We start from the raw sequence: 26,046 nt of genomic DNA, 5'->3' as shown, positions 1-26,046 counted from the left end.
TCTGACATTGAAAATAGCCGATCTGGGATATAATAAAAAACGGTTCCCAAAGAAATCTGACTACGCATAATCAATCATCAAAAAACAAACAATAATCAATAATCATGGAAACAACCGTTGTAAAAGCTTTCGGAACTGAGGCTGCTCAGTCGCCGCTTAACCAAATGGACATCAACCGCAGAAAACCCACTCCGCATGATGTAGAAATTGAAATTTTGTTCTGCGGTGTTTGTCATTCTGACCTGCATACGGCAAAAAGTGAGTGGGGGCCTTCAATGTACCCTTGTGTTCCGGGACACGAGATAGTGGGGAAAATCGTAAGCGTTGGTGGCCATGTAAGCAAATTTAAAGTAGGCGATGTAGTTGGCGTGGGCTGTATGGTGGATTCGTGCCGGGAGTGTCAATATTGTAATGATGACCTTGAACAGTTTTGCGAAAAAGGAATGACTGGCACCTATAATGCGCCAGACAAGCATATCCCAGGATCTCCAACCTTTGGTGGATATTCTGAAAGTGTGGTGGTGAATGAAAATTATGTGCTGCGCATTCCCGAAAATATGGACCTGGCTGCTGCCGCACCATTGCTTTGCGCAGGTATTACAACATACTCACCGTTGCACCATTGGAAAGTCGGTCCTGGAAAAAAAGTGGGCGTTGTCGGTATTGGAGGCCTGGGGCATATGGGTATTAAAATTGCCAAAGCAATGGGTGCTGAGGTTGTTGCATTCACCACATCTGAATCGAAGTTTGCGGAAGCCAAACGCCTCGGCGCAGACGAAGTTGTGCTTTCAAAGGATGAAAAGCAGATGCAGGCTTACGCCGGTAAACTTCACTTTATTCTGGATGCAGTTTCCGCAGAGCACGACATAAACGCATACCTTAATCTGCTTCGCGTGGACGGATCGCTTGCGCTCGTTGGTGCTCCCGAGCATCCACTTCCAGTAGCTGCATTTAGTTTAATTATGGGACGGAAAAGTTTTGCTGGCTCGATGATCGGCGGCATTGCCGAGACTCAGGAGATGCTGGATTTTTGTGGAGAACACAACCTGGTCGCAGACATTGAAATGATCAATATTCAGGATATTAACCAGGCGTATGAACGTTTGTTAAAAGGTGATGTAAAATATCGTTTCGTGATCGATATGGCGTCACTTAAAGCTAACTGACAAAAAAAGTGCTCCGGTGGCAAATGTTGCCGGAGCACTTTTATAATTGTTCATTTGAAAATTGACCCTTTTGGATATTTTTTTTGCCATAGAGCGTAATTCAATTAGAAGGAAAAATGTAAAGATTTCAGTGGTCGACAAATATTCAAGTTTGGACGGCAAGGTTGTGCCCGGACCTGATCAAATTATTTTCAGTCTTTCTTCTTCCAGATCGATTTGCTGTAATTGCTGACGTATTATACTTTCATCAATATTAGGATCCTGATTCAGCTCAGTCAGAAACTGTCTTTGCGATTCAAGGACTTCAAAGAATATTGTTTTAGTTTTTTCATTCATCCAGCTGTCATCGCTCGCTTTGGCGCGATGGTCCCACTTTTTAAGAAAAATTTCTAAGGCCTCATTGCCATTTAACTCAGTTTCGTATTTGTCTTGCAAAAACTGATATACGTGCTGTTTCAAACCTAATTTCATCCGGCGCCTTGTCGATTCCTCAGATTCCTCTTCAAAACTTTCAAACAATCCTGTGCGGGAGACTAACATGGGCAGGGTTAACCCCTGTACAACCAGTGAAAGCAGTATGACAACGAAGGTGATAAAAAGAATCAGACTTCTTTCGGGAAAAGCCATTCCGGAATCCAGCGTAATCGGGATAGCCAGCGCTGCAGCTAAAGACACAACTCCACGCATACCGGTCCAACCCAGTAACAGTGGCATCATCCAGCGTCTCCTTTTGGACCTGGCAGGAGGCATTACACCGGGGCGGAAAAGATACGTAGCAAGTAAGGCGGCATAAGAACTAATGATTCTGGCAGTTATCAAAACCAGTGTAATCAATACGCCGTATCCGATTGCAGTCTTTAATGGTATTCCATTTTCGCGCATGCCTTCAACAATTTCGGGAAGTTCAAGACCGATGATCAGGAAAACTACACCATTTAATATGAAAACAAAACTGCCCCAGACGCTGAAACTCTGGATGCGGCTAGTGCTATTCAGGAAAACCAGGCGTCTTGCAGACATGAATAATCCTCCGCTTACCACGGCCAGTACGCCGGAACAATGAAGCTGTTCGGCCAGCCAGTACATAAAATACGGTTCGATAATCGTCAGCGCGATATTCGACTGGGCATCCAGAGGAAGGCGTTTGTGCAGTTGAACGAAGATCCAGGCCAAAAGCAAACCAATACCTGCACCTCCTGTCACCATCCAGATAAAACTCATGGCTGCCTGCTGCCAGACAAAGTGGCCTGTTCCAACCGCGACCAGTGCAAAACGAAAAATAATGAGCGAGGATGCATCGTTCAGCAGACTTTCTCCTTCAAGAATAGCAGATGTGGTTTTTGGGATTTTAACGAACTTTGTGATAGCGCCGGTACTGACCGCATCAGGTGGTGAAACTATTCCGCCCAACAAAAATCCAAGAGCCAGGGTAAATCCCGGAATAAAGTGGTGTGCGACAACTGCTACGGACATTGCAGTAAAAAATACAACCAGAAACGCAAAACTTCCGATAATCCGCCACCATCTTTTCATCTCTTTGAATGAGATGGACCATGAAGCCTCAAATAGAAGCGGGGGAAGAAAAATAAAGAAAATAAGATCCGGATCAATGCGAACCATAGGAAGTCCGGGGATGAAGCCAGTCACAAGTCCGGCCAAAACCAGCAAAATAGGGTAGGCGATTTTAAGTTTATTGGCCAAAGTGTTCAGCAACACGATGGCAACAACCATGGCGATCAGAAAGGGTAGATATGCGTTCATTTTCAAATATACGCAGATAGACATTAACTAAAAATGTCGGCGGTTTTTCAAGCTTTTTTTGTTTTTTAACTATAAATCCAGGTCTGACATTACTATCGATACCAGGTCGCCTGATTTTCACAATTTGGTCATGATCTTGTTAGTACGGCTCAACTTCTCTGGGCGACAATTAACAATGATATAAAGCCATCATGTCCGACTCTATATAACTTTGATATCAAAAGTACAGCAGTCAGGTTCCATTAACTTATTTTAATTTGACACTGTGCAGGACATTTAAAAAATATTGAAACAAGCTTTCGACTTGCCTTTGTTTGGTTGATTTAAAAATAAACCGGACAAAATCGGTATTAATTTAAAACGGTATGACGGAATGAAAAGTTATTTTAAGTTTAGCCAAAGTTGAAAGTAACTATCTCGCTATAAATTGATATAAATAGGGCGCCTTGTGCGCACCTCCGCTATATTGTTTTTCTAGTCTTTCCAAAATATCAAGGCCAAGCACTTTCCGCTGGAAACTTGATCGGCGAAGTTTCTGGCCCAGGATCGTTTCGTATAATTTCTGAAGCTCGCTCATCGTGAATGCTTTCGGCAGCAAGGGGGCTGCCCAGCTTTCATATCCACCCAGTTTTCTGTCAAGATCGGCTCTGAGCGTTTCCAGCGCTTTTTGTACGATAACATTATGATCAAGCATCAGCGTTGGTAGTTTGTCAAGTGTGTACCAGACGCAGGTATCTGATAGCGGGTCAGGCCTGGGAGCGGCTTTTCTAAAATCAATCAATGCATAATATCCCACAGAAATAAACCGGCGCAATAACCAGTGATCGGCAGCCGGACTAATACCCTTCGCCTGCATTATCGTGCGTAGCGGCACTTCATCATAGCGAGCCAAATCTCCAAAAGTGTAAAACTGATCTATGTAAATATCGGAAAGCCCGGTACGTTCAAGGAGGACGCGTCTGGCTGCGTCATTCAAATTCTCTTTTTCTTTCACAAAACCCCCAGGGAGCGCGTACAAACTTGTATTTTGATATTCCAGAATGAGAATTTTAAGCTGATGCTGATCAAATCCGAATATTACAAAGTCCATAGCCAGGCCTGGCAGGTATCCGACTCCTTCGAAGTTTTGTTCAAACCGCTCATCTTTTTCATCCATGATATAAAAATTTTACGTGCAAGTTAGAAAAAAGAAAGATTGTGAAAATAAATTTATATTATTGTTCCAGATTGAGACAATATAGAAATTACTATTACAAAATGCTTTAACCAACCAATGTTTACTTAAAATAAAATGAAATGAAAATAATATTTATTACTATGCTGGTGGCGCTGCAAATGATGCAGAGTGCCCTGGCCCAGTCTAAAAAGGCAGAGTCACAACCTCTGGCGAAAACAACTAATGGAACCGTAGAAGGTGTTATTGAAGCCTCTGGCGTGAGGTCTTACAAAGGGATTCCGTTTGCTGCCCCGCCTGTGGGAGAATTTCGCTGGCGTGAGCCTCAGCCCGTGAAAAACTGGCAGGGAGTCCGTAAAACGAATAAATTTGGTCCTCGTGCCATGCAGAACGCAGTTTTCGGCGATATGGGTTTTCGTTCCGACGGCATGAGCGAAGATTGTCTCTATCTCAATGTATGGACCCCGGCAAAATCGGCTAATGAAAAACTACCTGTTCTGGTATATTTTTACGGAGGGGGTTTTGTTGCAGGTGATGGTTCCGAGGGGCGCTATGATGGAGAAAGTATGGCGAAAAAAGGAATTGTCAGCCTGACCGTCAACTACCGTCTGGGCGTTTTCGGCTTTTATGCTTCCGAAGATCTAACAAAAGAGTCCCCGCACCACGCCTCAGGAAATTACGGATATCTGGATCAGGCTGCGGCGCTGGCCTGGGTGAAGCAAAACATCGCCGCGTTTGGTGGTGATCCTGCCAGAGTTACCATCGCTGGTGAGTCTGCCGGATCACTGTCTGTTAGCGCGTTGATGGCCTCGCCGCTATCAAAAAATCTGTTTTCAGCTGCGATTGGGGAAAGCGGATCGGTTCTGGGTACTTTGCCACCGGTTCCTTTGGCACAGGCAGAGCAGGCAGGATTAAAATTCAACACAATGGTTGGAAAAAATTCCCTGTCGGAAATGCGCACTATTTCCGCAGACGATTTGCTGAAGGCCACTGCAAAAGCGGATGTCCCACGATTTATGTCCGCGGTCGACGGATACTTTTTTCCTGAGCCACCAATGAAGACATACCTGTCGGGAAAACAGTCCCAGGTGCCTTTACTCGCAGGTTGGAATACGGAGGAAATGAATTACAGGATGATCCTTGGCAAAGAAAGTCCGACGCTAGAAAATTATACAAAAGCAGTTCAAAAGCTTTATGGCGAACAAGCTGACAAAGTTCTGAAAGAATATTCGGCAGCCTCTGACGCAGATGTTGAACAGGTTGCCACGGATCTTGCCGGAGACCGTTTCATCGGTTTCGGTACCTGGAAATGGATCGATATTCATACAAAAACTGGCGGAGGCAAACCAGTTTATCGCTATCTATATGGTCGTCCACGGCCTGCTATGAGCGCAGAGGTTGGAAATGTTTCTGCAAACCTGGCCGGAGGGATTTCCAAAAGCACCGAGACGTCTGCGGCGAAACCACCGTTGCCAAAAGGTGCTGTGCACTCGGCTGAAATTGAATATGCGATGGGAAATCTTTCACTGAATAAGGTTTATGCCTGGACGCCGGAAGATCATAAAGTGTCGGAAACGATGCAGGAGTATTTTGCCAATTTTGTGAAAACATCAAACCCTAACGGAAAAGGTTTGCCTGAATGGTCTCCCTTGAACAAGGAAGGTGATGCCAAATACATGTACCTTGACGTTAACAGCCGTCTGGAGACAGACAAACACAAAAGCCGTTATACGCTGTTGGATGCGATGGCTAACAAAGATTGACGTAATGTCTGAGTAAAAGTTTTGGCTCTTTCGACTTTGTCGGGAGAGCCAATTTCATTTTATCCGGTTAGGAGATGCCATGTTTTACTACTTCAACTCATATATTGATGGGCTTTCATTTATTGCGTTTTCTGTCGGTCGTGATTTTAGGTTACCAACCAGATCAAGTGTGGAAGGAAATATCGAAAACTCCTGATCTGGCTGGTAGTTTTACACTCAGCTGGATTTTTTTCTTACAAGCAATCGTTCATTTTTGTTGAATGTGAAAACCTGCTTCTGGTTATTTCTCAAAATGACGATACTAAAGATGTCGGTAAGTTCATCCGTCTCTAAAATTTCTCCCAAATTAATAATAAAGTCTCCTTTTTCAAGATGCGCGATGCTGGTTTCTCTCACGGATGCGCGCGCTAGGTCTGTTTTCATAAATGTTTAGGCTGGGTTGTTTAATTGGTAGTCTACTATTGTTTTTCAAAAAATTTTTAATTTTCACGGGCTTAGTTAAAACTAACTCCGTTTAAGTTTCATTAACCCGAATCTGACCATCATCATGAGTTTTAATTCCAGGAGCGAGATAAGTAGCAGGCATTAAAATCAGACCACTTTCGCTCAAAAATTATGCAAAGTGGATCAAACTTATCTAACGGTTCAAAAGTTTCGTATGATAATTTATTTGGATAAAAGTTGGTTACGGTATATAAAATTCTAAGCATACAACAAGCTTTTTGTAAGCTGTTGATTACAATATGGTTTGCGAAAAGCCATGAATCTTTATGAAGCCAGCTTTTCTATTTTTGGTATAATTTTAATTGCTGGCATCTAAAAAATGGCCTGAACTTCATAATTGGTTTTTTCGGGTATAGTATTTGCTCAACACCATGTGTAAACAAAAACGATTAATGATTTGAATATGCTAATTGACCAATTGGTCGGGAAGTGAGAATCTAAACTAAAACATGGCAAAAAACAGGGATATAAAAACGAGCTATCAGTACCTTATTGACTGGAACCGCTACCGCCTCGAACAGAACAAACAGTCGCTTGAAAAATTGTTAACTTTGCTTCCGAAACTGGACAGGGAGCTTGAAGCTGACAAAATGTATGAGGCAGATATTGATGATCTGGAATCTCTCAGGATCATTTATGAGACTGGAATTCGCAACTTTGAGAGCCAGATTGACCGATATCAAAAGTTGATTGATACAGAATAAAATAGTTGGTATCCGCATTGTAATTCTGTGAATTTTCTGAAATCTTAAACCTAATCATCATGGCAAATACCGTAGTAGCAATATTTGACAGCAAAAATTCAGCTGAACAGGCAGAGCAATATTTGATATCGGCAGGTTATTCGCCTTCTCAGATAGAAATGAAAATCGCATCTTACAAAAATGATGCGCCATTCCCTGTCAGTGAGCAGGAAGACGCAGCAATACTGGATAAGATCACTGCTTTTTTTAAAGATCTTTTCGGCGCAGATCATGAAGAAGTAAGCCGTTACGCACATGCTTCGAAAGCGGGCGTTATTCTTACCGTTCATACCGAAACCCACAATGAGGCTGAGAAAGTTTCTGAAATGCTGGACGCCTACGGAGCAGAAGATGCTACGGAACATTCGGAAGCGCACGCAGGAGGGGAAGTTATAAATCGGCAGCATTCAGTTTCTGATCATGGTGAAAACTTTGCTTCGCAGGCAGGAGAAAACCAGTTGAATAATGCATATCGGACGCGCGCATCGAGTATCAAAAGTAGAATTGTAGAGCGTAACCTGGATAAACAGAGACCGGCTAGTGAGTTTTAATATCAGTCCATGTCTGGAATAATCAAAGATTCTGTGTGGTTAAAGTGATTAATTAAAAGAAAATCCACTTGCTCTATTCCGTAAAATAGCACGAGTGGATTTTCCAATAACGGGATTTTATGAATTACTTTCTTAGGGCCTTGCTGATAATAGTCTTTGTAAGCGCAATTAGTAACGGCTGCAAATCTGACGAAGAATCCTTACCTGCACCTACAAGCGAGGGACTGAATACCTTTGGGTGTAAAATAGATGGAAAGGTCTGGATTGCAAATGGTCTTAGTAATGAGAGTGGCCCGTCTGCAAAGGCAATCGACGCAGAATTGAGAATAATAGATTCAAAGACCTTTTATTTGATGATTCATACAAGTTCCGACTCTGGGGAGCGCGTTCAGCTAACCTTACCAAAAGGAAATACTGGCTCGAACGGTTTAGGAAATCTTTATGACAAATCCTTTGGGATTTACTATGATAATCAATTCAGAATTTTTCATTCGATGGAAACAAATCCAGGTAAAGTCGTCATTACCCGCTTAGATACAATCAACCAAATTGTTTCAGGAACCTTCGAATTTGACGCAGAGTACGTTATAGATAAAAAGGTTGTAAAAGTTACGGAAGGCAGATTTGATATAGATTTGAAAACGCTGTAATAACGACTTTACAATTTCGAAACAGCCGCTGTAAAAAATTAAAAACCAAGCACAGAATGATCCGGCATCGAAGCAGACAGCGTCGGCGCCGGATCCTTTTAAAGTCTGATTAAAGTAGATTTTTAAATTAAAGATCGAGGTTGACTTTTTTGCCAGTCTTTGCAGCTTCATAGATTGCCATCAGGATTTTGACATCACGAAGCCCCATATCTCCAGGCACCCGGGTCTGCGTTTTATTAAGGATACATCTGGCAAAATCATCCATTTGCAACGCCTGCTGATTAACATTTTTGAGTCCCATATCACCCTGGGAAGTTTTACCTTTTATGCCGTCGTATGCATAAGCAGGTTGAAGCTCATAAAAACCTTTTTCAGCGTCTACACGCAAAAGATTTCCGCTGTCAGCATAACTTGTTTGACAGTTTGCAACAACATTATTTGGGAATTCCAGCTGAAATTCTATGGACTGCTCAACCTCTTGAAAGCGATCTAAGTCAGTTTTTTCTCCTTCCTTGGCTGTGACACTTATTGGGTTTGTGCCAGCAGAATATATTGCCGCCTGAACACAGTAGATACCAAGATCCATCAGAGGGCCTCCTCCGGACCGCTCTCGATCCAACCGCCAAGCTCCCTTTTCCATTTCCTGGCTATCTACCGCAGTAATTTTATTTAGCTTTCCAAACTTCTTCTTCTTGCCAAAATCCATGAACGCCATATGATGCGGCTCAAAGTGAAGACGATAACCGATGGATAACATTTTTCCAGCCTTTTTACAAGCAGCGATCATTGCCTGACAATCCGCCACAGAAGTAGCCATGGGTTTTTCACAAATTACATGTTTCCCGGCATTTGCAGCCATTATGGTATATTGCGCATGCAGGGCGTTCGGCACAACAACATAAACAATGTCGATATCAGGATTGTCTTTAATGGAGTCGAAATTTTCGTAGTTGTAAATATTCTTCTCGGGAATATCATACTTCTGTTGCCATTTTTTGATCTTCTCCGGACTTCCGGTGATAATCCCTGTTAATTTGCAGTGTTGCGTTTCAGCAAGTGCAGGCGCCAGCTGCTCCTCCGAATATTTACCTAAACCCAGCAGGGCAATTCCAAGTTTTTTATCCTGATTTACACCTGCCCCTTTATCTTTATAAAGTTGAGCCGCCATTGCATCCATCGCGATCATCGATGGAACCGCAAAAACTGCATGATGTAAAAACTGCCTTCTGTGATATGTCGTTCCCATAGTTTTGGCATTATTAGTTTGAAATGCCGTGCAGTAGTAAAAATTTATGCCAGACAGACAGTGGTATCCGGAATCTGAGATGTTATATATGCCACATTTTCAGGAATGGCCTTCAAAGCGCAATCCTGATTGTCATTAACGAAATTTTGATTTTAGATAAATAAGATAGATTAACAGATTATGGAGGAATAAATCTGTTTTTAGACAATGTAGTTATGCTGTACGGAATTACAAATCGTGCGCTAATTCCCTGAATGTGGAAACGTTACCTAAACATCAAGATTATTCAGAGGCCTTACTTTGCCAGGGTAGTTACCAGCATATCGTATGAGAAGTTGGTTCATGTAATGATTGGAAGAGTAAGCCGGTAAACGTTGCACGATGTCTTCCCAGTCAGTCAGATCAGATGATTTATCGACATATCCCATGCGGCTGAAACGTCCCTTTTGAACATAAATACAGCTATGTTCGCTAAAATTTCTGGCATCATCAAGGATTATAAAACTGGGCAGGTTTGTTGAGTAAGAATCAAGCGCTTGCCATACCAGAGCGTTATATTCCTGTGCATCAAGTTTTTGTGATTCGCTGCTGACCTGATTGATCTGTTCTGATTCCGGAGCAAACAAAGGATATCGGCCGTAGTAGCATCGGGGCGCAAAAAGTTTGAAATCAATAACCAGTTGTCGAAGCATTCGTATACCATCTGCTTCTTTATCAAACACCTGAATACCTGGCTGAATTTTACTGAACTTGCCGACGGCAAGTCTAATAAATCCCTCATTGTCTTCATATGCATGAAGAGCAAAACGCGGCTCTGGTTTTTTCATTGAGCGGTTATATTTAGGCCAAAGCCTTCTAATTTCAGCCGCTTCCAAAAGTAGTGCCATAAGCTCTGTGCCACAGGGAATAAAATCGATCGAATAAATTTCACGAAGAAAATGCTGGCGTTGCGGTCCGTTGTTGTGCCCCGTGAAATGGGAAGACACTCTCTTTTTAATATTAATCGCCTTTCCAACGTAAATTTCCTTTCCCAATTGGTCTTTAAAATAATACACACCCGGTGAAGATGGAAGTTTCAAAAAATCTTCTTTTGCCAGGTTGGGAGGCAATTGCTGGTCTTTCGAACTTCTTTTAAGCATAGCTGGGATATGCCCGGCAATGTCCCATGCTAAAAGTTTTGAGAAAAGAATTGAAGTCGCCTGAGCGTCGCCACCAGCCCGGTGACGATTTTCGATTTGAATTCCGAGTGCATCGCAGAGCTTGCCCAGACTGTATGATTTGAGGCCTGGTTTTATTTGACGGCTCATCCGTACCGTGCAAAGCCTTGGCGCATCCAGATCGTGCCCGGCCAATGCTAGATGATGCTTGATAAACGAGTAATCAAAATTTACATTATGTGCTATGAAAACGCATCCTGACAACATTTGATAGATTTTACCGGCAACCTCATTAAAAATGGGCGCTTCTGCCACCATCGCATCATTTATTCCGGTTAATGCCTGAATGGATAATGGAATAGATCTTTCGGGATTAATGAGTGTTTCGTACCGATCTACTACCTCAACCCCATCATGAATTAATATAGCGATTTCGGTAATACCGCTCGCAGACGGGTATCCGCCTGTGGTCTCTATGTCAACAACCGCGTAAAACATTATGTGATATTTGACTGTCCTTTATGAAGTTTTTATTTATAACGTAATCACCGCTGCTGTCTAACATGATTTCTGATTTTTTTTGATCAGTAAAAGATAGCTGCGAGCGGCTAATTATTATCGATTTTGCTGATCAGGACCTGATTCAATCAGTTGAACATCGCTTCCAACTGAAATCTGATCACCAGGTTTCGACAGGCTTTCAATGAATCGGTATGCGTCCATACCCAGAAGTTCACGGAAACATTTGCCATTATTCTTGTCGTAATACCACTGCCAGACCATTTCGCGGGCGACGATCACATAATAGATAACTTGCATAAAATTAACAGTTGATGAAGTGAAAATCAAAAATAATGGATTATTTCCCAAAAATAGGAATAATTCCATTATTTAATTTTGGTTTGATTTTGCCTTTATATAATCAGTAAGTTATGTTTGCCAGGCAGGACACGACAGGTTGGATTTCAGAAGAATTATTCTTTGTTTTCCGAAATTAATTTTAATCATCTATCCCATTCCTGAATCCCTTGAAACGATACTTCTTTCTTTCCATCTGTCTTTTTTGTTTGATACATCTACATGGATTTACACAAAGTCTACCGCCGATTTTTGGGAATACTACGGTTGCAGAAAAAGATCAGCGCGTCAGGCATTATCTGACGCCAACACGAATTGTCTGGCAGTCTGATAAGACGGGTCAAAGTATTATTGACGCTGAAAATCTGCTCAGGCCGGGAAGTGGTCAGGCGGATCTGGTTCATAAAAATTTTTGTATATTAAAAAGTACGGAGGATCAACACCCCGGTCTGGTTTTGGATTTTGGTAAAGAAATTCAGGGAGGAATTCAGCTTGTTACCGATCAGCCTTCGGACCACCGGCCGATCAAAATACGGATTCGTTTTGGAGAGTCTGTCAGCGAAACCATGTCGGAAATCGATACGCTTAGCGGTGCAACAAATGATCATGCCATGCGCGATATCATCACCGAAGTCCCCTGGCTGGGTGTTGCGCAGATCGGAAATACTGGTTTTCGTTTTGTGAGGATTGATCTGGTAGATACCAACCGCGAGCTCCAGCTCAAAGAAGCGCGCGCGATATTCGAATACCGTGATATTCCCTATCTGGGTTCTTTCAAAAGCAGCGACGACAGGCTGAACCAGATTTTTAATACAGGCGCTTACACGGTGCATCTGAATATGCAGCAATTTTTATGGGATGGAATTAAAAGAGACAGACTTGTCTGGGTAGGGGATATGCACCCGGAAATTATGACCATCAATGCCGTTTTTGGGAAAAACGAAGTAGTAGCGAAAAGCCTGGATCAGGCCAGAGACATCACACCATTGCCAGGCTGGATGAACGGGATCAGTGCTTATTCCATGTGGTGGGTATTGATTCACAGAGATTTATATAAGTTTCAGGGAGATTTGCCCTATCTCAGAAAACAGCAAAAATATCTGGTTGAGCTGCTGGATCTTCTGATAAGTAAAACCAAAGATAATAAAGAAGCACTGGACGGTACCCGCTTTTTAGACTGGCCTTCGAGTGAAAATCCGAAAGCGATTCATGCCGGTCTTCATGCTATGATGATTATGACTTTGGATGCAGGCGCTGAACTTTGTCTGATTCTTGACGAACCAGCGCAGGCCAAAAAATGCAAAGAAACATCAACGAATTTAAAACTGTATGTTCCAGATGCCAACGGTTCGAAGCAGGCCGCGGCTCTTTTGGCGCTTGCAGGTATCGTGCCTGCTGAGAAAGCTAACAGCGATATTTTGGCTGTGGACGGATGCGCGCGCATGTCTACCTTTTATGGTTACTACATGTTACAGGCGAAAGCCAGGGCCGGAGATTACCAAGGTGCGATCGACTGCATTCGTAATTATTGGGGCGGTATGCTCGATATGGGTGCCACAACTTTCTGGGAGGATTTTGACCTGGACTGGACAAAAAATGCAGCTCCGATTACTGAAATCGTTCCGGAAGGGAAAGATGATATTCATGGTGATTTTGGCGCATATTGTTATAAAAATCTGCGCCATAGTCTTTGTCATGGCTGGGCCTCAGGGCCGACAGCCTGGCTTTCAGAGCATGTTCTGGGCGTGACTGTACTGGAACCGGGCTGTAAGACTATCAAAATTCAGCCGCACCTGGGAGATCTTTCATGGGTGGAAGGCACATTTCCTACGCCTCTGGGTATAGTAAAAATTCGTCATGATAAATCTGCTGATGGGCGTGTGAAATCTGTAATTGATGCGCCAAAAGGAGTGAAAGTGGTGCGATAAAAACAGTGATTCAGTGTGAAATATCTATGGAAGAGTTCCAGAGACTTCTCTACATTGAATAAATCTCCGATGTGAACACTATATTGGATAATATCGTTTTGTAATATTAATTTTACTAACATTCTCGATTTTGCTACAAAAACGACGAAATTATTTGCATTTCTTTTGCGATTTGCATTTTAACTTATCTATCTTTAAGTGCTCAACGTTACCTCATCATATTACTCAACGTTATTTTCAAGATTGAAAAGTATGAATACCTTACCATTTATTAAAGACGGGTATGTTCAATCCCGCCGTGAAAGTATAACGTCAAGTGCAAATCTGGGAAGTTTCATTCCACCAATGACGATTATCCTGACTGTTGCAACAGTGCTGATTACTTCCCTGATAATATCACTTTATTTATTTCCTGAGGTTTCGGTGTCTGTATTAGTACTTGGCGGTCTGGCATGGAATAAATATGTCAAAAGAAGTCATTTGACTTTTTTTAGCGACGGGTATGCTCCGGATATTTATGTGGAAGAAATCGAAAATCACGTAGAGTAATCTTTGATTTAATAAAATTTCAGATGTCCAGCCTTGTTAGTCCTAACAGGGCTTTTTGTACTTCAAAGTGAGCGATATTTATTAACTGCTTCTACCTTATTTTGAACATGAAGTTTTTTGTAAATATTTTTCAAATGATTTTTCACTGTGTTGGCGCTGATCGTAAGCTGATCTGAAATCTCTTTATAAATCAATCCCTTGCTTAAAAGTGTAATGACTTCGAGCTCCCTTTCGCTGAGTCCGAACGTTTGTTTTTGGGGTTGGGTGTGCAGCAGACTTATCACTTTTCTGGCTATATAAGTATTCATAGGAGAGCCGCCCTGATGCAGTTCTATAATTGCGTTTTCAATTTCTGAGGCACTGGAGTCTTTGACAATATATCCACTGGCACCAGCCCTTAGCGCATTGAAAACATTTTCATTATTCTGATAGGATGTACACATTAAAAACTGTGTCCGGATATCTTCGTTTTTGAGAAATTTAATCAGTTCAATTCCGGACATTTTGTCGAGTTCTATATCAACAACAGCAATGTCAGGTGGGTTTCTGAGGAGAGGTTCAATAGCAAGTTCAGCAGATTCATATACGCCGATAATTTCAAATAGCTTGTTGCCGCCGATGGCTTTTAGAAGTGCTGAGCGATAATGTTCATGGTCTTCAACAATGGAAATTGAAATCATTGTCTGAATTTGTTGAGTGATTTTTGAGTAATTTAAGCAAACTCGGTCAATAAATGTGATTTTACCAACGGTCATGTGCTATAATTTACTAAACGGAATACTGGGTTTGACGATTTTGAAAGATTTAGAAGGACAGCAAGCAACCATATTGCTTGTACTTTTTGTGATAATCTACGCGCTGGTTTCCCATTATTTGTATCGAAAACGTCTACGCAGACTGCTTGCCCAGCAGCTTCAGGCACTTAAAAATGAGCGTCAGCGGATCAGCAGCGAGATCCATGATGATATCGGTGCGGGATTTTTTGCGATCAAACTTTTTGCCGATATGGTAAACCGAAGCGGCCGTCAGGACGACGAGATAAAACGGCTTTGCTCAATGATCAATGAGATGTCTGAGAAGATCAAAGAAATTATATGGAGCACTAATTTCGAAAATGATAATCTGGAAAATCTGATCTATTATGTAGAATTTCAGACTATGAAATTATTTGATCATTCCCAGATAAAATTGAGTGTCCAGATACCGGATGATATACCGGAAAAAGTAATTTCCAGCGAAATGCGGAAAAATGTTTATTTGATTGTCAAGGAGTTTGTCCACAATGCCATAAAACATGCCCAGGCAACGCAAATTCATTTAGGGATCGTGCTCAGCGATAATATATTGCTGATCACGATCCTTGATGACGGCAAAGGTTTTGATCAAACCCAGACCAAGAAAAATTCGATGGGTTTAAGTAACATCAATTCCCGAATAGACAAGCTCAACGGCATCGTTAAAATTGATTCTGTTTCCGGTACCAAAATAACAGTTTCTATACCATTGAGTTAATTTGTCAAACAGCCCGAATTATCTGAAAAGATTCGAAAGGACGATGGCGATAATGGAAAGTCCTGACAAAACCAGCGTCGCTGTACGATATCCGCGATCGACCGTTGCGTACTTCGTACGGTCAGGCTGCACATAAATCTCGTCGTTATTCTTCAGGTAATAATATGGTGACTCGAACAGATTTTTTGAATTGAGATTAATCGGGATATAACTACGCTTTCCATCCACTTCTCTGATTAGGATAATATTACGGAGCGCAGTGATATTTAAATCTCCCGCCAAGCTGAGCGCCTGGGTAATAGTTGTCCGCTCGTTTTGAAGGTTATAAACGTTTGGATGCAAAACATCACCATACACAGCGACCTTGATATTCAAGATACGAACATTCGTCACCGGGTCTTTATAATAAGTGACTAGAAGTTTATTAAGCGTATCACGCAGTGCTGATGTAGTAAGGCCAGAAACTTTCATCGTACCGATCAATGGCAAATGTATTTCTCCTTTTTGATCTACGAGATATCCAGCCATGGAAGGGTTCTGCGAACTGTTCTGGGGACTGTCGTCGTTGTTGCCGTTCGCCCTATTGAAAATGGCCGAAGATTCCGGATTTCTACTGCTTACATTGATCCCTAAAACATCCGAATTCTGGATCGTGAAAAATGAATAATTGGAGATTTGCTCCTCCGTTGGCGCCAGCTTATTCAGATCCTTGAAGTAGGGAATGTTTGTATACGATCCGCATGAACTTAGAAAAGCAATGACAAGAAAGGCAATGATGAGGGATAATCGATTCATACAATAACTATGATTTGTGAATTTTTAAGGAGTGTGCAATAATCATTTCTCAGGCATGCATTAAACTAACTTTGGTACCGATGGGCGGGTAACAATTTTTGCAATGCTCTTGAAATGTTCTTCATATTGATTTGTAATTTTCTCCCAGGTATAAGTCGTTCTGATTTTATCTGTATTTCTGTCAATTTTAACAATATGGTCCGGCTCTGATTTTCTTACCTTTTCAAGTTGTTCAGACACCTGATCCGGCGTCATAAAATACAATGCATCTTCACCTAAAATGGAACGATTGAAGATATTGTCATGTGCGGCGATCAGACTCTGTGAAGCCATTGCTTCGAGAAGTGAAGGGTTTGTTCCACCCACGGCGTGCCCATGAAAATATAAGTTGGAATAGTAGCGCAAGTTATTCAGCTTATTGATGTCATAAATACCTCCCAAAAAGCGGATATTTTTATAACCCTTGAACTTACGTTTTAAATGATCTCCAAATTTTGTCTTATTATTTCCAATTACCAGGAAAGGTCTGTTTTGAGCAGCTTTCACTACGCCATCCAATATAATCTCAGTGCTGTTTTCTGGTTCAAGTCTTGAAATAAGAAGATCGTATTCGTAAGGCCTTAAAAAATAATCGTCCAGAAGAAACGGGTTGGGATATTTAAATTCGTCGGCTCCGTACGGAATAAAAGTAGAGTCGATCGCATATTTTTCTTTTAGATAAGATTGTATGCCGACAGAGTCACTGATCAGATGGTCACTGTATCTGACTCCGCACTTCTCCGCATAAAGCAGAAATTTTTTAACAGATTCACCGAAACCAGAACGCTGCCATTCCAGGCCATCCATGTTCGTAGTCACCACAGCATCTTTTGGAAGCATCGCTCCCCAGATCGAACTTGTATTGTAACCAAGCTGAAGAATAATATCACAATTCTGTTTCCTGACATCGCGTATACAATTCAAGTCGTAGATGCTTTGTCCAACTGTGCCAAAGCGATACTCCGGATCATAGATGTGAATAATTCTCACATCGTTCCATTGACTTTTTTGGTAGGGGTGGTTATGCGAGTTGTAAACAATCACTTCGTGACCTTTTACAGCTAATCCGCGCGCCAGATATTCTGCGCACTGCTCAAAGCCACCATAACGATTGGGAATCCCGCGGGTTCCTAAAATTGCGATACGCATGAAGATGATAAAAATTAAATAGAGTACTGGGTCGTTTGAATATTCAGGGTAACTTTTTCAACTGCGTATTTTACTCAGAATGGTCTGACTAATAATGGGACAGGGCATTCTTTTTGGATTCTACAAATGAAGACGCGTTGAAAGCAGGTGTTTACTGTATGCTTATTTTATTAAACAAAACTATCGGAAGTTAGCCAGATAAGCAATAGCCCTTTATGGCTATTGCTTATCGTAATATGCTTGGCCTTTTGCTGGTAAGGAATTATTGTCCCCTGCCAGAAACCATCAGCTGCATGGTTTTCAGAATAAGCTCTATATCAGCGAATATGCTGTATTCTTTAAGGTATTGAAGATCGTATTTCAAGCGTTCGACATTTTTAGCCATGGAATCAGCATAGCCAACTTTTATTTGCCCAATGGATGTAATACCAGGTTTAACAGTTAATAACCTCTGAAAATCATGTGGTTCTGCTTCCATCAGCATGTCGACATCGTATTTATATAGCGGTCTTGGACCAACAATAGACATGTCTCCTCTTAATACATTATAAAACTGCGGCAGTTCATCCAATCTGGATTTACGAAGAAAATGACCAATCTTTGTGATCCGTTTATCGCTGCTTCCTTGTGAATGCTGTCCCATTTTGTCAGCGTTGACAACCATGCTCCGAAATTTGTAAATTTCAAACATCTTGCCCCATTGTCCGCAACGCTTCTGGCGGTAGAAAATTGGGCCCGGTGAGCTTAGTTTGATAGCGGCCATTAGCAGTAAAAAAGCCGGCAAACCTAATATCATGATCGTCGATGAAATGATGAGGTCGAACGAACGCTTTAAGGTTTTTTCATTGACACTTGAAAACGGTTTGGTGTTTACCTGAATAATTGGCATCAGGTCATGGTACTCGATTGTGGCCATGTTGGTCATAAATCCACGAAAATCAGGTACCAGACGAATATGCGTTTTTTGGCGTTCTCCAAGCCTGATTACACTTTTAATCTGTGCATCGCTCAAATCTGACAGACAGCAGTAAACAAAATCCAAAGTATTTTCGCCCATTATGGCTTCGAGCATATCGAGTTTTTCAGTACTTTCATCAAACTCAAAAGTTCCGCAATAACGATATCCCAGCTCTTTCCTTTCATTGTAAAAATCAAATATCATTTCAGCCAGATCGCCCTTTCCTAAAATAGCGTAATTCCGGTAGTTGTATCCTGCTTTTCTGTACATATATAATGTAAGAACAATGATCGCCCTGGCGACCAAAGCCATGGCTGCGAATACGATGTAAGTCACAATAAATTGCTGCCTCGAATAATCATCGCCTCTGTGTGCGAGGTAGAGCAGACCCATAATGATGGATGCATGCAGAAGCGCTGCCTTACCCAAATTGACAACCTGATTCCTGAAATTAAAGGAAATTCGGGTGAAATGGTAGGTTTGCAGGATGTAAATAACAAAGATCCAAACCAGGTTAGCTGTCAATAAAAGAATGACATACTGCTGATCCAAAACGTACTTCCAGTTGCCAAATCTTTGGAAGCATGCCGCAAGGAAAGACAGATTCAAAAGAATCACATCAATCCATAAATGGGCATTGAGCATAAGGCGAGGATAGCGCTTTTTCATATTATTAAAATATTATGCTGTGAGAATATATTAATACGTTGATAGATTGACAGAATGATTCCAAGGCCACTTACTTCGTGTCCTGGCAAATAATAATTTGATACCGCGTTTTTTTATCAGACATACCCATTCCTAAGCAGCGCGAAACGCCGCTTGTAAATGACTTCCGGATAATGAAATTCTTTTTCTGATTCTGCCCTGACGACCGGTTTTGTAAGACAGCCATCGAGTTCTGCTAATCAGACAAGTTCGATTCTTTGCAAATATTTGTTATGATCCATAAGCAACTTCTTTTTAACTGATCTAGTCATCATCTTCCGCTAGATTAATTTTTATGTAAAGTTGATTCTCATCAGCAACATAAAAGTATTCAAAGGCAAAAGCGTGTTATCAAGTCGTCGTCTAGAATTTTAATCTGCTGGTATACAGAACTCTCAGCAAGTACCTTATAATATTTTTAAAGTATCAATGATTTTACTGCGGGTTTGCGCAGTTCGGTGTAGTGTGTGTGACCTTGGAATACCGGAAGTATAATTATATCAATTTCGTTTTTTGCATTGACATAGACCTATCGCTGCATTTATCTAATTGTGTCTGGTAAATTCGGAGTATTATCTACACAAATCTAGACGGGATAACTGTGATATGCAAATTTATCATATCTATATTTTTTAAACGGATACTATTACAGCGCTCTTTTTGCAGTATTTTAAGTGTTTACCGAAGGATATTTGCCGTTTAATAAATTTAACGAAATTGGCAAATCTATTCATAGTATTATTTTATATAAATTTATTGCATTTGCTTATTTTATATAAGTGATTAATATTCAGCATTTTATATGAGTTATTGCTACCCAGGGTATTTTTTTCTCATGAATAATTAACGTCACTAGAAAATCCATTCGAATAAATTTCGCTGGATTTACCAGAATTTATTAAATGGTAATTTTCAAGGCTCGGCGCAGATTGAAGCATATAAAATGCTTTGTACGGTAAAACTTAAACCAATGCCATTCTTAATATAACTATGTTCTATATACGTTGATGCTTGGTTTGGGAATTACTTTGAGGTATGATATCATATATTATGTTATTACTTCTACAAGTTAGTTGTCCAAATAAGGAATATGTTAAATTTTTGACTTACAAAGTGCAAAATGGTGTACTCTCTGAAACTTGTCCCAATAGCTGGTCAAGAAATGGCATAGTATCACTTGTACAGTGTGCCATTGAAATAGTTGTGTTTTTTTGCCCAAGTCATTGGAACATTCTGACTTAACGGTTTACTTCTTTTTAAAATGGTGCATTTATTGGCGAAAACCATTTCGGGTAGGCAGATTTGCCTGTTATCCTAAACTTCTACGTGACGTAAAAATTTTTCTACTGAATTTAAGATTGCCTGGGTGAGTATTTTCGAGCATACATAGTCACAATTGTATAAGCAGTTCTCAACTTTATGGTGATAATGAGCACTTCGACAGCCCGATTTCCACCACTAAATGTTTAAAATTGGTTGAAACTTATTAAACGGTTTCAGTTAGAGAAAATTAACATTTGTTAGTACTTAACAAGGAAATGTAGAAAACATTTTAGCTAAAATCTCCTAAGTAATACGCAGGTCAGGTAATGAAAATTTTAGGTTAACTTATATAAAAGTTTGTCATCTCTATATTTGACCGTAAATTATTTGGTTAAAATGGCTTGAATATTTGATTTAGAAAATTTATCTCTACCTTTGCTTATGACTAACCACAACTCATGACGATTTATAATTATTCAGTGAAAGCTGAATTTTTTTAAAATAAAAAGGAAAAAATGTCAAGCTCTTTTGCGGTTTCAAAACACAAAATAGACCGTGTGCAATGAAACATAATACAGGCTTGATATTCTGCCAGATTCGATAGAAAAAATTCTAAGAGACCATGTTTTGCAAGCAGCGGATTATAAATTAATTCTGGTATGCTCACAGATCACACGCCCACTAAAATATTACTCCCGTTTTCCCTGGCACTTTATCATTGTTTTGTTTTCGAACTAATACAGGTAACTAATTATGAGTACACAGCTAGCCCAGTTTACACCCTTTAGAATTCCGCAGGAAAAGCAGCGCAGCATCAATGTGAGCAGCATTCTCAAAAAATATCTGTATCACTGGCCGCTCTTTTTTATCGGGCTATCGTTAGCAGCAGTTGGAGTATTTACTTACTATCAAGTCGCTAAGCCGGTTTATGAAATTAAGGCCACCCTTCTGATTCAAAATGAGAAGAAAACTGCCGACCAGCAATCTCCCTTGCATGAAATTGATCTGTTAAGCACAAACCGGATCATGGAGAACGAATTTGAAATCCTTAAATCCAAGCAGCTGATCAGTGAGGTTGTCCGCGATTTGAAGCTTGATATAGCTTACCAGAAGATGGATGGGCTTGCGACAGAGGATCTTTACAAAAACAGCCCTGTAAAACTGACACTTATCAATCCAACCGGAAATTACTCCAGTGCAACGGTTAACCTGGTCATTATTGATCAAAACTCGTTCTTTGTCAGTATGCCGGACGGTAACCTGAAACAGTTTTCATATAAAGAAACTTTCAAGAATAACTTCGGGAGCTGGAAACTTGAACCAACAGCTAATGTTGGTGAATTCAAAGGAGCGAAAATCAGGATTATTTTGCACGATCCGGATGCTTTGGCCATCCAATACCAAAAACGAATTGGTGTTGCGTTGTCAAGCAAATCCTCCACAGCAGCCGTTTTATCAATTTCTGATCAGGTTGCACAACGCGGAAAGGATATCTTGAATCGTCTTATCCAGAATTATAAAGTAGCTGGGATATTGGTTAAGAAACAGGAGACCAGAAGTACACTTGATTTTATTGACTCCCGGCTTACAACGCTGGCCAGTGAATTAAACAGTGCCGAAAAAGGGATTGAAACCTTTAAAAGCAGCAGAGGTCTGACAGATCTGAGCTCTGATTCGAAAATCAGCCTGGAAAATATGCAGGCAAATGATGCACGTCTGAGTCAGGTTAATGTTCAGCTAAGTATTATTGAAGGAATCGAAAGATATATTAATTCGTCATTGAACGCAGGTAAAACACCGTCGACATTGGGAATCGATGATCCGGCTCTTAGTAGTCTGATTGAAAAACTGGCTCAGCTTCAACTTCAGCGTGAAAGATTACTGGCGACAACACCAGAAACCAATCCGGATTTTGAACCGATCAACCGGTCAATCGCCATAACAAAAGCAGCGATAAAAGAGAACGTATCCAGTATACGCTCCACATTGCAAAATACACAGGAGAAATTGCAGTCATTCAACGACAGCTTTCTGTATTCGATTAAAAATATTCCGGTTCAGGAACGTCAGTTTATCAATATCAAACGGCAACAGGCTATCAAGGAAGGCCTTTACACTTATCTTTTGCAAAAAAAGGAAGAGGTTTCTGTTAGTTATGCATCGGCACTGGCTAACGATCGAATTGTTGATGAAGCGTATGCAGGAGCTCCAAAAAATGCTATGAAAGCGATGATTTTCGCTATTGCAATATTTTTTGGTCTGGCCTTCCCGGCAGGTTTGATCTATGCCAGAGGCGTGATTAGTCCAAAAGTAAATGATCTTCAGGAGTTAAAAGATTCAGGTGAGATTCCGATCATCGGAGAGCTTCCTTTTGAGCCGTCAAAAAGCAGGATTGCCATATCAGGAAACAGTGCAACGGCGATCAGCGAGCAGTTCAGGGCTTTGAGAATTAAAATGTATTATCTGTTTGGTCAGAAAGAGAGTGGACGGGTAACATTGGTTACATCCAGTATTGCCGGTGAAGGTAAAACTTATGTCAGCAGCAACCTGGGAGTGGCAATGGCCTATTCTGGAAGAAAAACCGTGCTGGTTGAACTGGATTTGAGAAAGCCCAAACTGGCGGAAGTTTTTGAAATTAATACGGATCATCCCGGAATCAGTGATTTTTTAAACGGAAAAGCTTCTGTTGATGAAATCATCCAGAACTCAAAACTGGAACCGACTCTTGACGTTATCGGCAGCGGCGCGTTGGTCCATAATCCTTCCGAACTGTTGGAGAGACATCAACTTGCGGATCTTATAATGAGTTTGAGAGATCTTTATGATGATGTAATTATTGATAGTCCTCCTGTGCATTTGGTTCCGGATGCTATGATTATTTCAAGAGTCGCAGATATGACACTGTACATGATCAGACAAGGTTACACCAAGGCTGATGAGCTGGAGTTCCTGAAAGAACTGAATAAACAAAACCAGCTTGTTAACATTAATATCATCTTTAACAGTATCCAGCGCATTCGTTATGGCTACGGTTATAATTACGATAATAACTACTACAACAGTGAAAAGCCAAGCTTGCTGAGTTCGATTTTTGGAAATTTTACAAGCAGATTCTAGTATACCATTTTGCCAAAATTCAACTCGAAGCGTTGCAAGATCTTTCGAGCATGTAAACCTGTACTTGACCTAAAAAATAATGAAAAAGAAAATCATCGTTGTTCCGCAAGCCGGCTTAGGCAATAGAATGCGTGTATTGGCTTCGGCCGTGCAACTTGCGAAAAGAGATAATCGTGAGCTTTGGATCGCCTGGCCGGTCAATGCAGCGCTTGGCTGTGAATTGACTGATATTTTCCAGAGCATCGGTATGGAGTATTCAGTTCCGCCGAAATGGATCAATTTCCTGCTTACCAATATTTACAGACCAGGTTCCAATGCAAGATTCTACGGATTTTTAAAGTTTATTTCCAGTTTTTTCGCCGGGCAGACTTTATTCGACAATGATATCCGCGACGACAAAACGAACCGTGTAAAACAACTTAAAATCAGCAGTGAAGAATCTACCGTGCTTATAGCAACCTGTTTTCCATTCGGAGATCAGGAAGTGGAAGAAACCTACAACGATTACATGAAGAATGAGGAGCTGGCTGAGCAGTTTGCCAATTTTAAATTCAGTGAAATTTTAAAGGAAAGAGTTAAACAGGAATATCAGAAAATTGGTGGATCCTATATCGGTATTCATATCAGAAGGACTGACCATGTGCATACTACTAAGGAGAGCCCTGATGAGAATTATATCACTCAGATTGACCGTTATCTGGCTGAAAATCCATCTCAGAAGTTTTTGATGGCAACGGATGATGAGCCTACCAAAATTTTCTTCAGACAAAAATATGGTAAGCAGATGAACATCTTCAGCCATAAAATCGGGCGCGACGATCTGGAAGGAATTTATGGCGGTGTGGTTGAGCTTTTGATGCTTGCTAATTCCAGTAAGATTATATGTTCCTGTAAAAGTTCATATAGCAATACGGCGATCGTGCTGGGTGGTATCAAGGATATCGTCTACATTGATACACATGTTTTTGATGCTGCAAAACAGATTCAGGCTTAGCCAAAATTACTACCGTTACTGATAGCCATTTCCGGCAGATAAACCACAGCTTTGATGACGAATGTTCTGCACTTTATAAGCAACAATTTTACGAAAGGCCACGAGCGAAGTATTAAGGCTAAGAAAAATATTGGATTGTCTTTCCTTATTAAAGGCGCCAGTATTGCAATCAGTCTGATTCTTGTTCCGTTGACAATAAATTATATTAATCCTTACCGTTACGGAATTTGGCTCACACTGAGTTCGGTGGTCAGCTGGTTTAGTTTTTTCGACATTGGGCTGACAAACGGACTGCGCAACAAGCTGGTTCAGGCAAAATCAGAAGGGAATATTAAGCTTGCCAAAATATACATCAGCACCACTTATAGTATTCTGGCACTGATTTTCGCCGGCGTCTGGGTGTTATTGATGATCACCAATCAGTTTTTAAACTGGTCGGAAATACTGAAAATTTCTCCAAGTATGGAGTCAGAAATTTCATTTTTAGCGATCATCATCTTTTCCTATTTCTGTTTGCAATTTGTGCTCAGGGTTATAACCACGCTGATTATTGCAGACCAGCAACCGGCCAAGACTTCGCTGCTGGATTTGTTGGGGCAAATACTTTCACTGATCCTGATTTTTATACTGGTAAAAACATCGGACGGATCTTTGGTGAAATTGGGTATTGCACTTTGCGTCTCACCATTAATCGTGCTTGTAGGAGCAAACCTGTACTATTTTAACGGTGTCTTTAAAAAATATCGTCCGAGTTTTGCTGATGTCAAGTTCGCTTATTCGAATGATCTTTTGAAACTGGGTTTCAGCTTTTTCGTCATCCAGATCGCGGCGATTATTCAGTATGAATCGGCCAACATTATTATTTCCCGAAATTTCGGGGCGGCGGAAGTGACTTCATACAATGTTGTTTACAAGTATTTTGGGATTTTGCACATGGTATTTATGATTTTCATAACGCCATTCTGGTCGGCCTCCACAGAAGCTTTTTTCAAAAATGACATTGCCTGGATCAGGAACGGGATACGAAAATATAATATGCTGAACATTGCCATGTTTTTCGGAGGCCTTCTGATGCTGCTGTTTTCTGATATGGCCTATAGCCTTTGGCTGGGTAAAGGGAAAGTAGATATTGATTTTTCGCTATCACTTTATGGATTCATATTTTTCAGCGTCGGCATGTTTGGTAGTAAATATGTGAATTTCCTGAATGGCATAAATGCGCTACGGCTGCAATTCTGGTCGAGTGTTATCAGTCCATTTCTTTATGTTGGAACTGTGCTCGTGCTGATCAGGTATTTTCATATTGGTGTTTATGCCGTGTTTATCGGAGCCATCATTGCCAATATCAACGCATACCTCATCGCGCCATTACAGTATTATATGATTATTGTAAAAGGTAAAAAAGGGATCTGGATCAGGTAACCGGGCAGTTCTGGAAAAGTATCACACGCAGAGAGTTAA

At 40.9% G+C, this 26,046-nt stretch carries 21 protein-coding genes; 11 read left to right on the top strand and 10 right to left on the bottom strand.

Features of this window, described 5'->3' with window-relative positions; translation table 11 throughout:
• Positions 1-104 precede the first annotated feature (104 nt).
• Positions 105-1,166: an NAD(P)-dependent alcohol dehydrogenase gene (locus tag L0657_RS24250; RefSeq protein ID WP_304488742.1), complete on the top strand. Its 1,062-nt coding sequence runs from the start codon at positions 105-107 to the stop codon at positions 1,164-1,166.
• A gap of 180 nt (positions 1,167-1,346) precedes the next feature.
• On the opposite strand, the gene L0657_RS24245 is transcribed toward L0657_RS24250, so the two are convergent.
• A complete protein-coding gene (locus tag L0657_RS24245) occupies positions 1,347-2,927 on the bottom strand; it encodes a Na+/H+ antiporter (RefSeq protein WP_235153363.1) in 1,581 nt (526 codons plus the stop codon).
• Between the two features lie 412 nt (positions 2,928-3,339).
• Positions 3,340-4,083: an NrtR DNA-binding winged helix domain-containing protein gene (locus L0657_RS24240; protein WP_235153362.1), complete on the bottom strand. Its 744-nt coding sequence runs from the start codon at positions 4,081-4,083 to the stop codon at positions 3,340-3,342.
• 140 nt (positions 4,084-4,223) lie between these two features.
• Here L0657_RS24240 and L0657_RS24235 point away from each other — a divergent pair, with 140 nt between their 5' ends.
• Complete coding sequence (locus L0657_RS24235) at positions 4,224-5,864, top strand: carboxylesterase/lipase family protein (RefSeq protein WP_235153361.1); 1,641 nt, start codon at positions 4,224-4,226, stop codon at positions 5,862-5,864.
• 216 nt (positions 5,865-6,080) lie between these two features.
• Here L0657_RS24235 and L0657_RS24230 read toward each other — a convergent pair whose 3' ends face one another.
• Positions 6,081-6,287 (bottom strand): hypothetical protein, encoded by a 207-nt coding sequence (locus L0657_RS24230; RefSeq protein ID WP_235153360.1) that lies wholly within the window; start codon positions 6,285-6,287, stop codon positions 6,081-6,083.
• Positions 6,288-6,817: 530 nt separating this feature from the next.
• On the opposite strand from L0657_RS24230, the gene L0657_RS24225 reads away from it, so the two are divergent.
• The 3 genes from L0657_RS24225 (at position 6,818) to L0657_RS24215 (ending at position 8,312) form a co-directional block, all read left to right on the top strand.
• Positions 6,818-7,072, top strand: coding sequence for a hypothetical protein (locus tag L0657_RS24225; RefSeq protein WP_235153359.1), 255 nt, complete (start codon positions 6,818-6,820; stop codon positions 7,070-7,072).
• Between the two features lie 59 nt (positions 7,073-7,131).
• Positions 7,132-7,662, top strand: a complete 531-nt coding sequence (locus tag L0657_RS24220; protein ID WP_235153358.1) for a hypothetical protein — start codon at positions 7,132-7,134, stop codon at positions 7,660-7,662.
• A gap of 119 nt (positions 7,663-7,781) precedes the next feature.
• Positions 7,782-8,312: a DUF6252 family protein gene (locus L0657_RS24215; protein WP_235153357.1), complete on the top strand. Its 531-nt coding sequence runs from the start codon at positions 7,782-7,784 to the stop codon at positions 8,310-8,312.
• Between the two features lie 127 nt (positions 8,313-8,439).
• Here the strand turns inward: L0657_RS24215 and L0657_RS24210 are convergent, their stop codons facing one another.
• The 3 genes from L0657_RS24210 to L0657_RS24200 form a co-directional block, all read right to left on the bottom strand.
• Complete coding sequence (locus tag L0657_RS24210; RefSeq protein WP_235153356.1) at positions 8,440-9,558, bottom strand: Gfo/Idh/MocA family protein; 1,119 nt, start codon at positions 9,556-9,558, stop codon at positions 8,440-8,442.
• A gap of 269 nt (positions 9,559-9,827) precedes the next feature.
• Positions 9,828-11,213 carry an exonuclease domain-containing protein gene (locus L0657_RS24205; RefSeq protein ID WP_235153355.1) on the bottom strand — a complete coding sequence of 462 codons (1,386 nt, stop codon included), beginning with the start codon at positions 11,211-11,213 and terminating at the stop codon, positions 9,828-9,830.
• Positions 11,214-11,330: 117 nt separating this feature from the next.
• Positions 11,331-11,534, bottom strand: a complete 204-nt coding sequence (locus tag L0657_RS24200; RefSeq protein WP_235153354.1) for a hypothetical protein — start codon at positions 11,532-11,534, stop codon at positions 11,331-11,333.
• 248 nt (positions 11,535-11,782) lie between these two features.
• Here L0657_RS24200 and L0657_RS24195 point away from each other — a divergent pair, with 248 nt between their 5' ends.
• On the top strand, positions 11,783-13,501 hold the full coding sequence (locus L0657_RS24195) for an alpha-L-rhamnosidase C-terminal domain-containing protein (protein WP_235153353.1): 1,719 nt from the start codon (positions 11,783-11,785) through the stop codon (positions 13,499-13,501).
• Positions 13,502-13,753: 252 nt separating this feature from the next.
• A complete protein-coding gene (locus L0657_RS24190; RefSeq protein WP_235153352.1) occupies positions 13,754-14,050 on the top strand; it encodes a hypothetical protein in 297 nt (98 codons plus the stop codon).
• 62 nt (positions 14,051-14,112) lie between these two features.
• Here L0657_RS24190 and L0657_RS24185 read toward each other — a convergent pair whose 3' ends face one another.
• Complete coding sequence (locus L0657_RS24185; RefSeq protein WP_235153351.1) at positions 14,113-14,730, bottom strand: response regulator transcription factor; 618 nt, start codon at positions 14,728-14,730, stop codon at positions 14,113-14,115.
• 73 nt (positions 14,731-14,803) lie between these two features.
• Here L0657_RS24185 and L0657_RS24180 point away from each other — a divergent pair, with 73 nt between their 5' ends.
• On the top strand, positions 14,804-15,562 hold the full coding sequence (locus L0657_RS24180) for a sensor histidine kinase (protein ID WP_235153350.1): 759 nt from the start codon (positions 14,804-14,806) through the stop codon (positions 15,560-15,562).
• Positions 15,563-15,580: 18 nt separating this feature from the next.
• On the opposite strand, the gene L0657_RS24175 is transcribed toward L0657_RS24180, so the two are convergent.
• The 3 genes from L0657_RS24175 to L0657_RS24165 form a co-directional block, all read right to left on the bottom strand.
• Entirely contained in the window at positions 15,581-16,357 is a 777-nt protein-coding gene (locus L0657_RS24175) for a polysaccharide biosynthesis/export family protein (protein WP_235153349.1), read from the bottom strand.
• 60 nt (positions 16,358-16,417) lie between these two features.
• On the bottom strand, positions 16,418-17,545 hold the full coding sequence (locus L0657_RS24170; protein ID WP_235153348.1) for a DUF1972 domain-containing protein: 1,128 nt from the start codon (positions 17,543-17,545) through the stop codon (positions 16,418-16,420).
• Between the two features lie 262 nt (positions 17,546-17,807).
• Positions 17,808-19,172, bottom strand: coding sequence for a sugar transferase (locus L0657_RS24165; RefSeq protein ID WP_235153347.1), 1,365 nt, complete (start codon positions 19,170-19,172; stop codon positions 17,808-17,810).
• 2,055 nt (positions 19,173-21,227) lie between these two features.
• Between L0657_RS24165 and L0657_RS24160 the strand changes: the two genes are divergently transcribed.
• The 3 genes from L0657_RS24160 to L0657_RS24150 all read left to right on the top strand — a co-directional run bounded on the left by L0657_RS24160 (position 21,228) and on the right by L0657_RS24150 (position 26,007).
• Positions 21,228-23,591, top strand: a complete 2,364-nt coding sequence (locus L0657_RS24160; RefSeq protein ID WP_235153346.1) for a tyrosine-protein kinase family protein — start codon at positions 21,228-21,230, stop codon at positions 23,589-23,591.
• A 79-nt stretch (positions 23,592-23,670) separates the two neighbouring features.
• Complete coding sequence (locus L0657_RS24155) at positions 23,671-24,585, top strand: hypothetical protein (RefSeq protein ID WP_235153345.1); 915 nt, start codon at positions 23,671-23,673, stop codon at positions 24,583-24,585.
• Positions 24,586-24,639: 54 nt separating this feature from the next.
• The gene (locus tag L0657_RS24150; protein WP_235153344.1) at positions 24,640-26,007 is read left to right on the top strand and encodes a lipopolysaccharide biosynthesis protein; all 1,368 of its coding nucleotides are present in this window, start codon (positions 24,640-24,642) and stop codon (positions 26,005-26,007) included.
• The last annotated feature ends 39 nt before the right edge of the window (positions 26,008-26,046 follow it).

Origin of the sequence: Dyadobacter sp. CY345 (assembly GCF_021502725.1) — a bacterium.
Classification (GTDB): Bacteria; Bacteroidota; Bacteroidia; order Cytophagales; family Spirosomataceae; genus Dyadobacter.
This window is presented reverse-complemented; position numbering and strand designations above follow the sequence as displayed.

What these genes read in the sequence shown, in the direction of transcription:
- L0657_RS24250 (WP_304488742.1), top strand. Translation starts at nt 105, where the DNA reads ATGGAAACAACCGTTGTAAAAGCTTTCGGAACTGAGGCTGCTCAGTCG.
- L0657_RS24245 (WP_235153363.1), bottom strand. Translation starts at nt 2,927, where the DNA reads ATGAACGCATATCTACCCTTTCTGATCGCCATGGTTGTTGCCATCGTG.
- L0657_RS24240 (WP_235153362.1), bottom strand. Translation starts at nt 4,083, where the DNA reads ATGGATGAAAAAGATGAGCGGTTTGAACAAAACTTCGAAGGAGTCGGA.
- L0657_RS24235 (WP_235153361.1), top strand. Translation starts at nt 4,224, where the DNA reads ATGAAAATAATATTTATTACTATGCTGGTGGCGCTGCAAATGATGCAG.
- L0657_RS24230 (WP_235153360.1), bottom strand. Translation starts at nt 6,287, where the DNA reads ATGAAAACAGACCTAGCGCGCGCATCCGTGAGAGAAACCAGCATCGCG.
- L0657_RS24225 (WP_235153359.1), top strand. Translation starts at nt 6,818, where the DNA reads ATGGCAAAAAACAGGGATATAAAAACGAGCTATCAGTACCTTATTGAC.
- L0657_RS24220 (WP_235153358.1), top strand. Translation starts at nt 7,132, where the DNA reads ATGGCAAATACCGTAGTAGCAATATTTGACAGCAAAAATTCAGCTGAA.
- L0657_RS24215 (WP_235153357.1), top strand. Translation starts at nt 7,782, where the DNA reads ATGAATTACTTTCTTAGGGCCTTGCTGATAATAGTCTTTGTAAGCGCA.
- L0657_RS24210 (WP_235153356.1), bottom strand. Translation starts at nt 9,558, where the DNA reads ATGGGAACGACATATCACAGAAGGCAGTTTTTACATCATGCAGTTTTT.
- L0657_RS24205 (WP_235153355.1), bottom strand. Translation starts at nt 11,213, where the DNA reads ATGTTTTACGCGGTTGTTGACATAGAGACCACAGGCGGATACCCGTCT.
- L0657_RS24200 (WP_235153354.1), bottom strand. Translation starts at nt 11,534, where the DNA reads ATGCAAGTTATCTATTATGTGATCGTCGCCCGCGAAATGGTCTGGCAG.
- L0657_RS24190 (WP_235153352.1), top strand. Translation starts at nt 13,754, where the DNA reads ATGAATACCTTACCATTTATTAAAGACGGGTATGTTCAATCCCGCCGT.
- L0657_RS24185 (WP_235153351.1), bottom strand. Translation starts at nt 14,730, where the DNA reads ATGATTTCAATTTCCATTGTTGAAGACCATGAACATTATCGCTCAGCA.
- L0657_RS24180 (WP_235153350.1), top strand. Translation starts at nt 14,804, where the DNA reads ATGTGCTATAATTTACTAAACGGAATACTGGGTTTGACGATTTTGAAA.
- L0657_RS24175 (WP_235153349.1), bottom strand. Translation starts at nt 16,357, where the DNA reads ATGAATCGATTATCCCTCATCATTGCCTTTCTTGTCATTGCTTTTCTA.
- L0657_RS24170 (WP_235153348.1), bottom strand. Translation starts at nt 17,545, where the DNA reads ATGCGTATCGCAATTTTAGGAACCCGCGGGATTCCCAATCGTTATGGT.
- L0657_RS24165 (WP_235153347.1), bottom strand. Translation starts at nt 19,172, where the DNA reads ATGAAAAAGCGCTATCCTCGCCTTATGCTCAATGCCCATTTATGGATT.
- L0657_RS24160 (WP_235153346.1), top strand. Translation starts at nt 21,228, where the DNA reads ATGAGTACACAGCTAGCCCAGTTTACACCCTTTAGAATTCCGCAGGAA.
- L0657_RS24155 (WP_235153345.1), top strand. Translation starts at nt 23,671, where the DNA reads ATGAAAAAGAAAATCATCGTTGTTCCGCAAGCCGGCTTAGGCAATAGA.
- L0657_RS24150 (WP_235153344.1), top strand. Translation starts at nt 24,640, where the DNA reads ATGACGAATGTTCTGCACTTTATAAGCAACAATTTTACGAAAGGCCAC.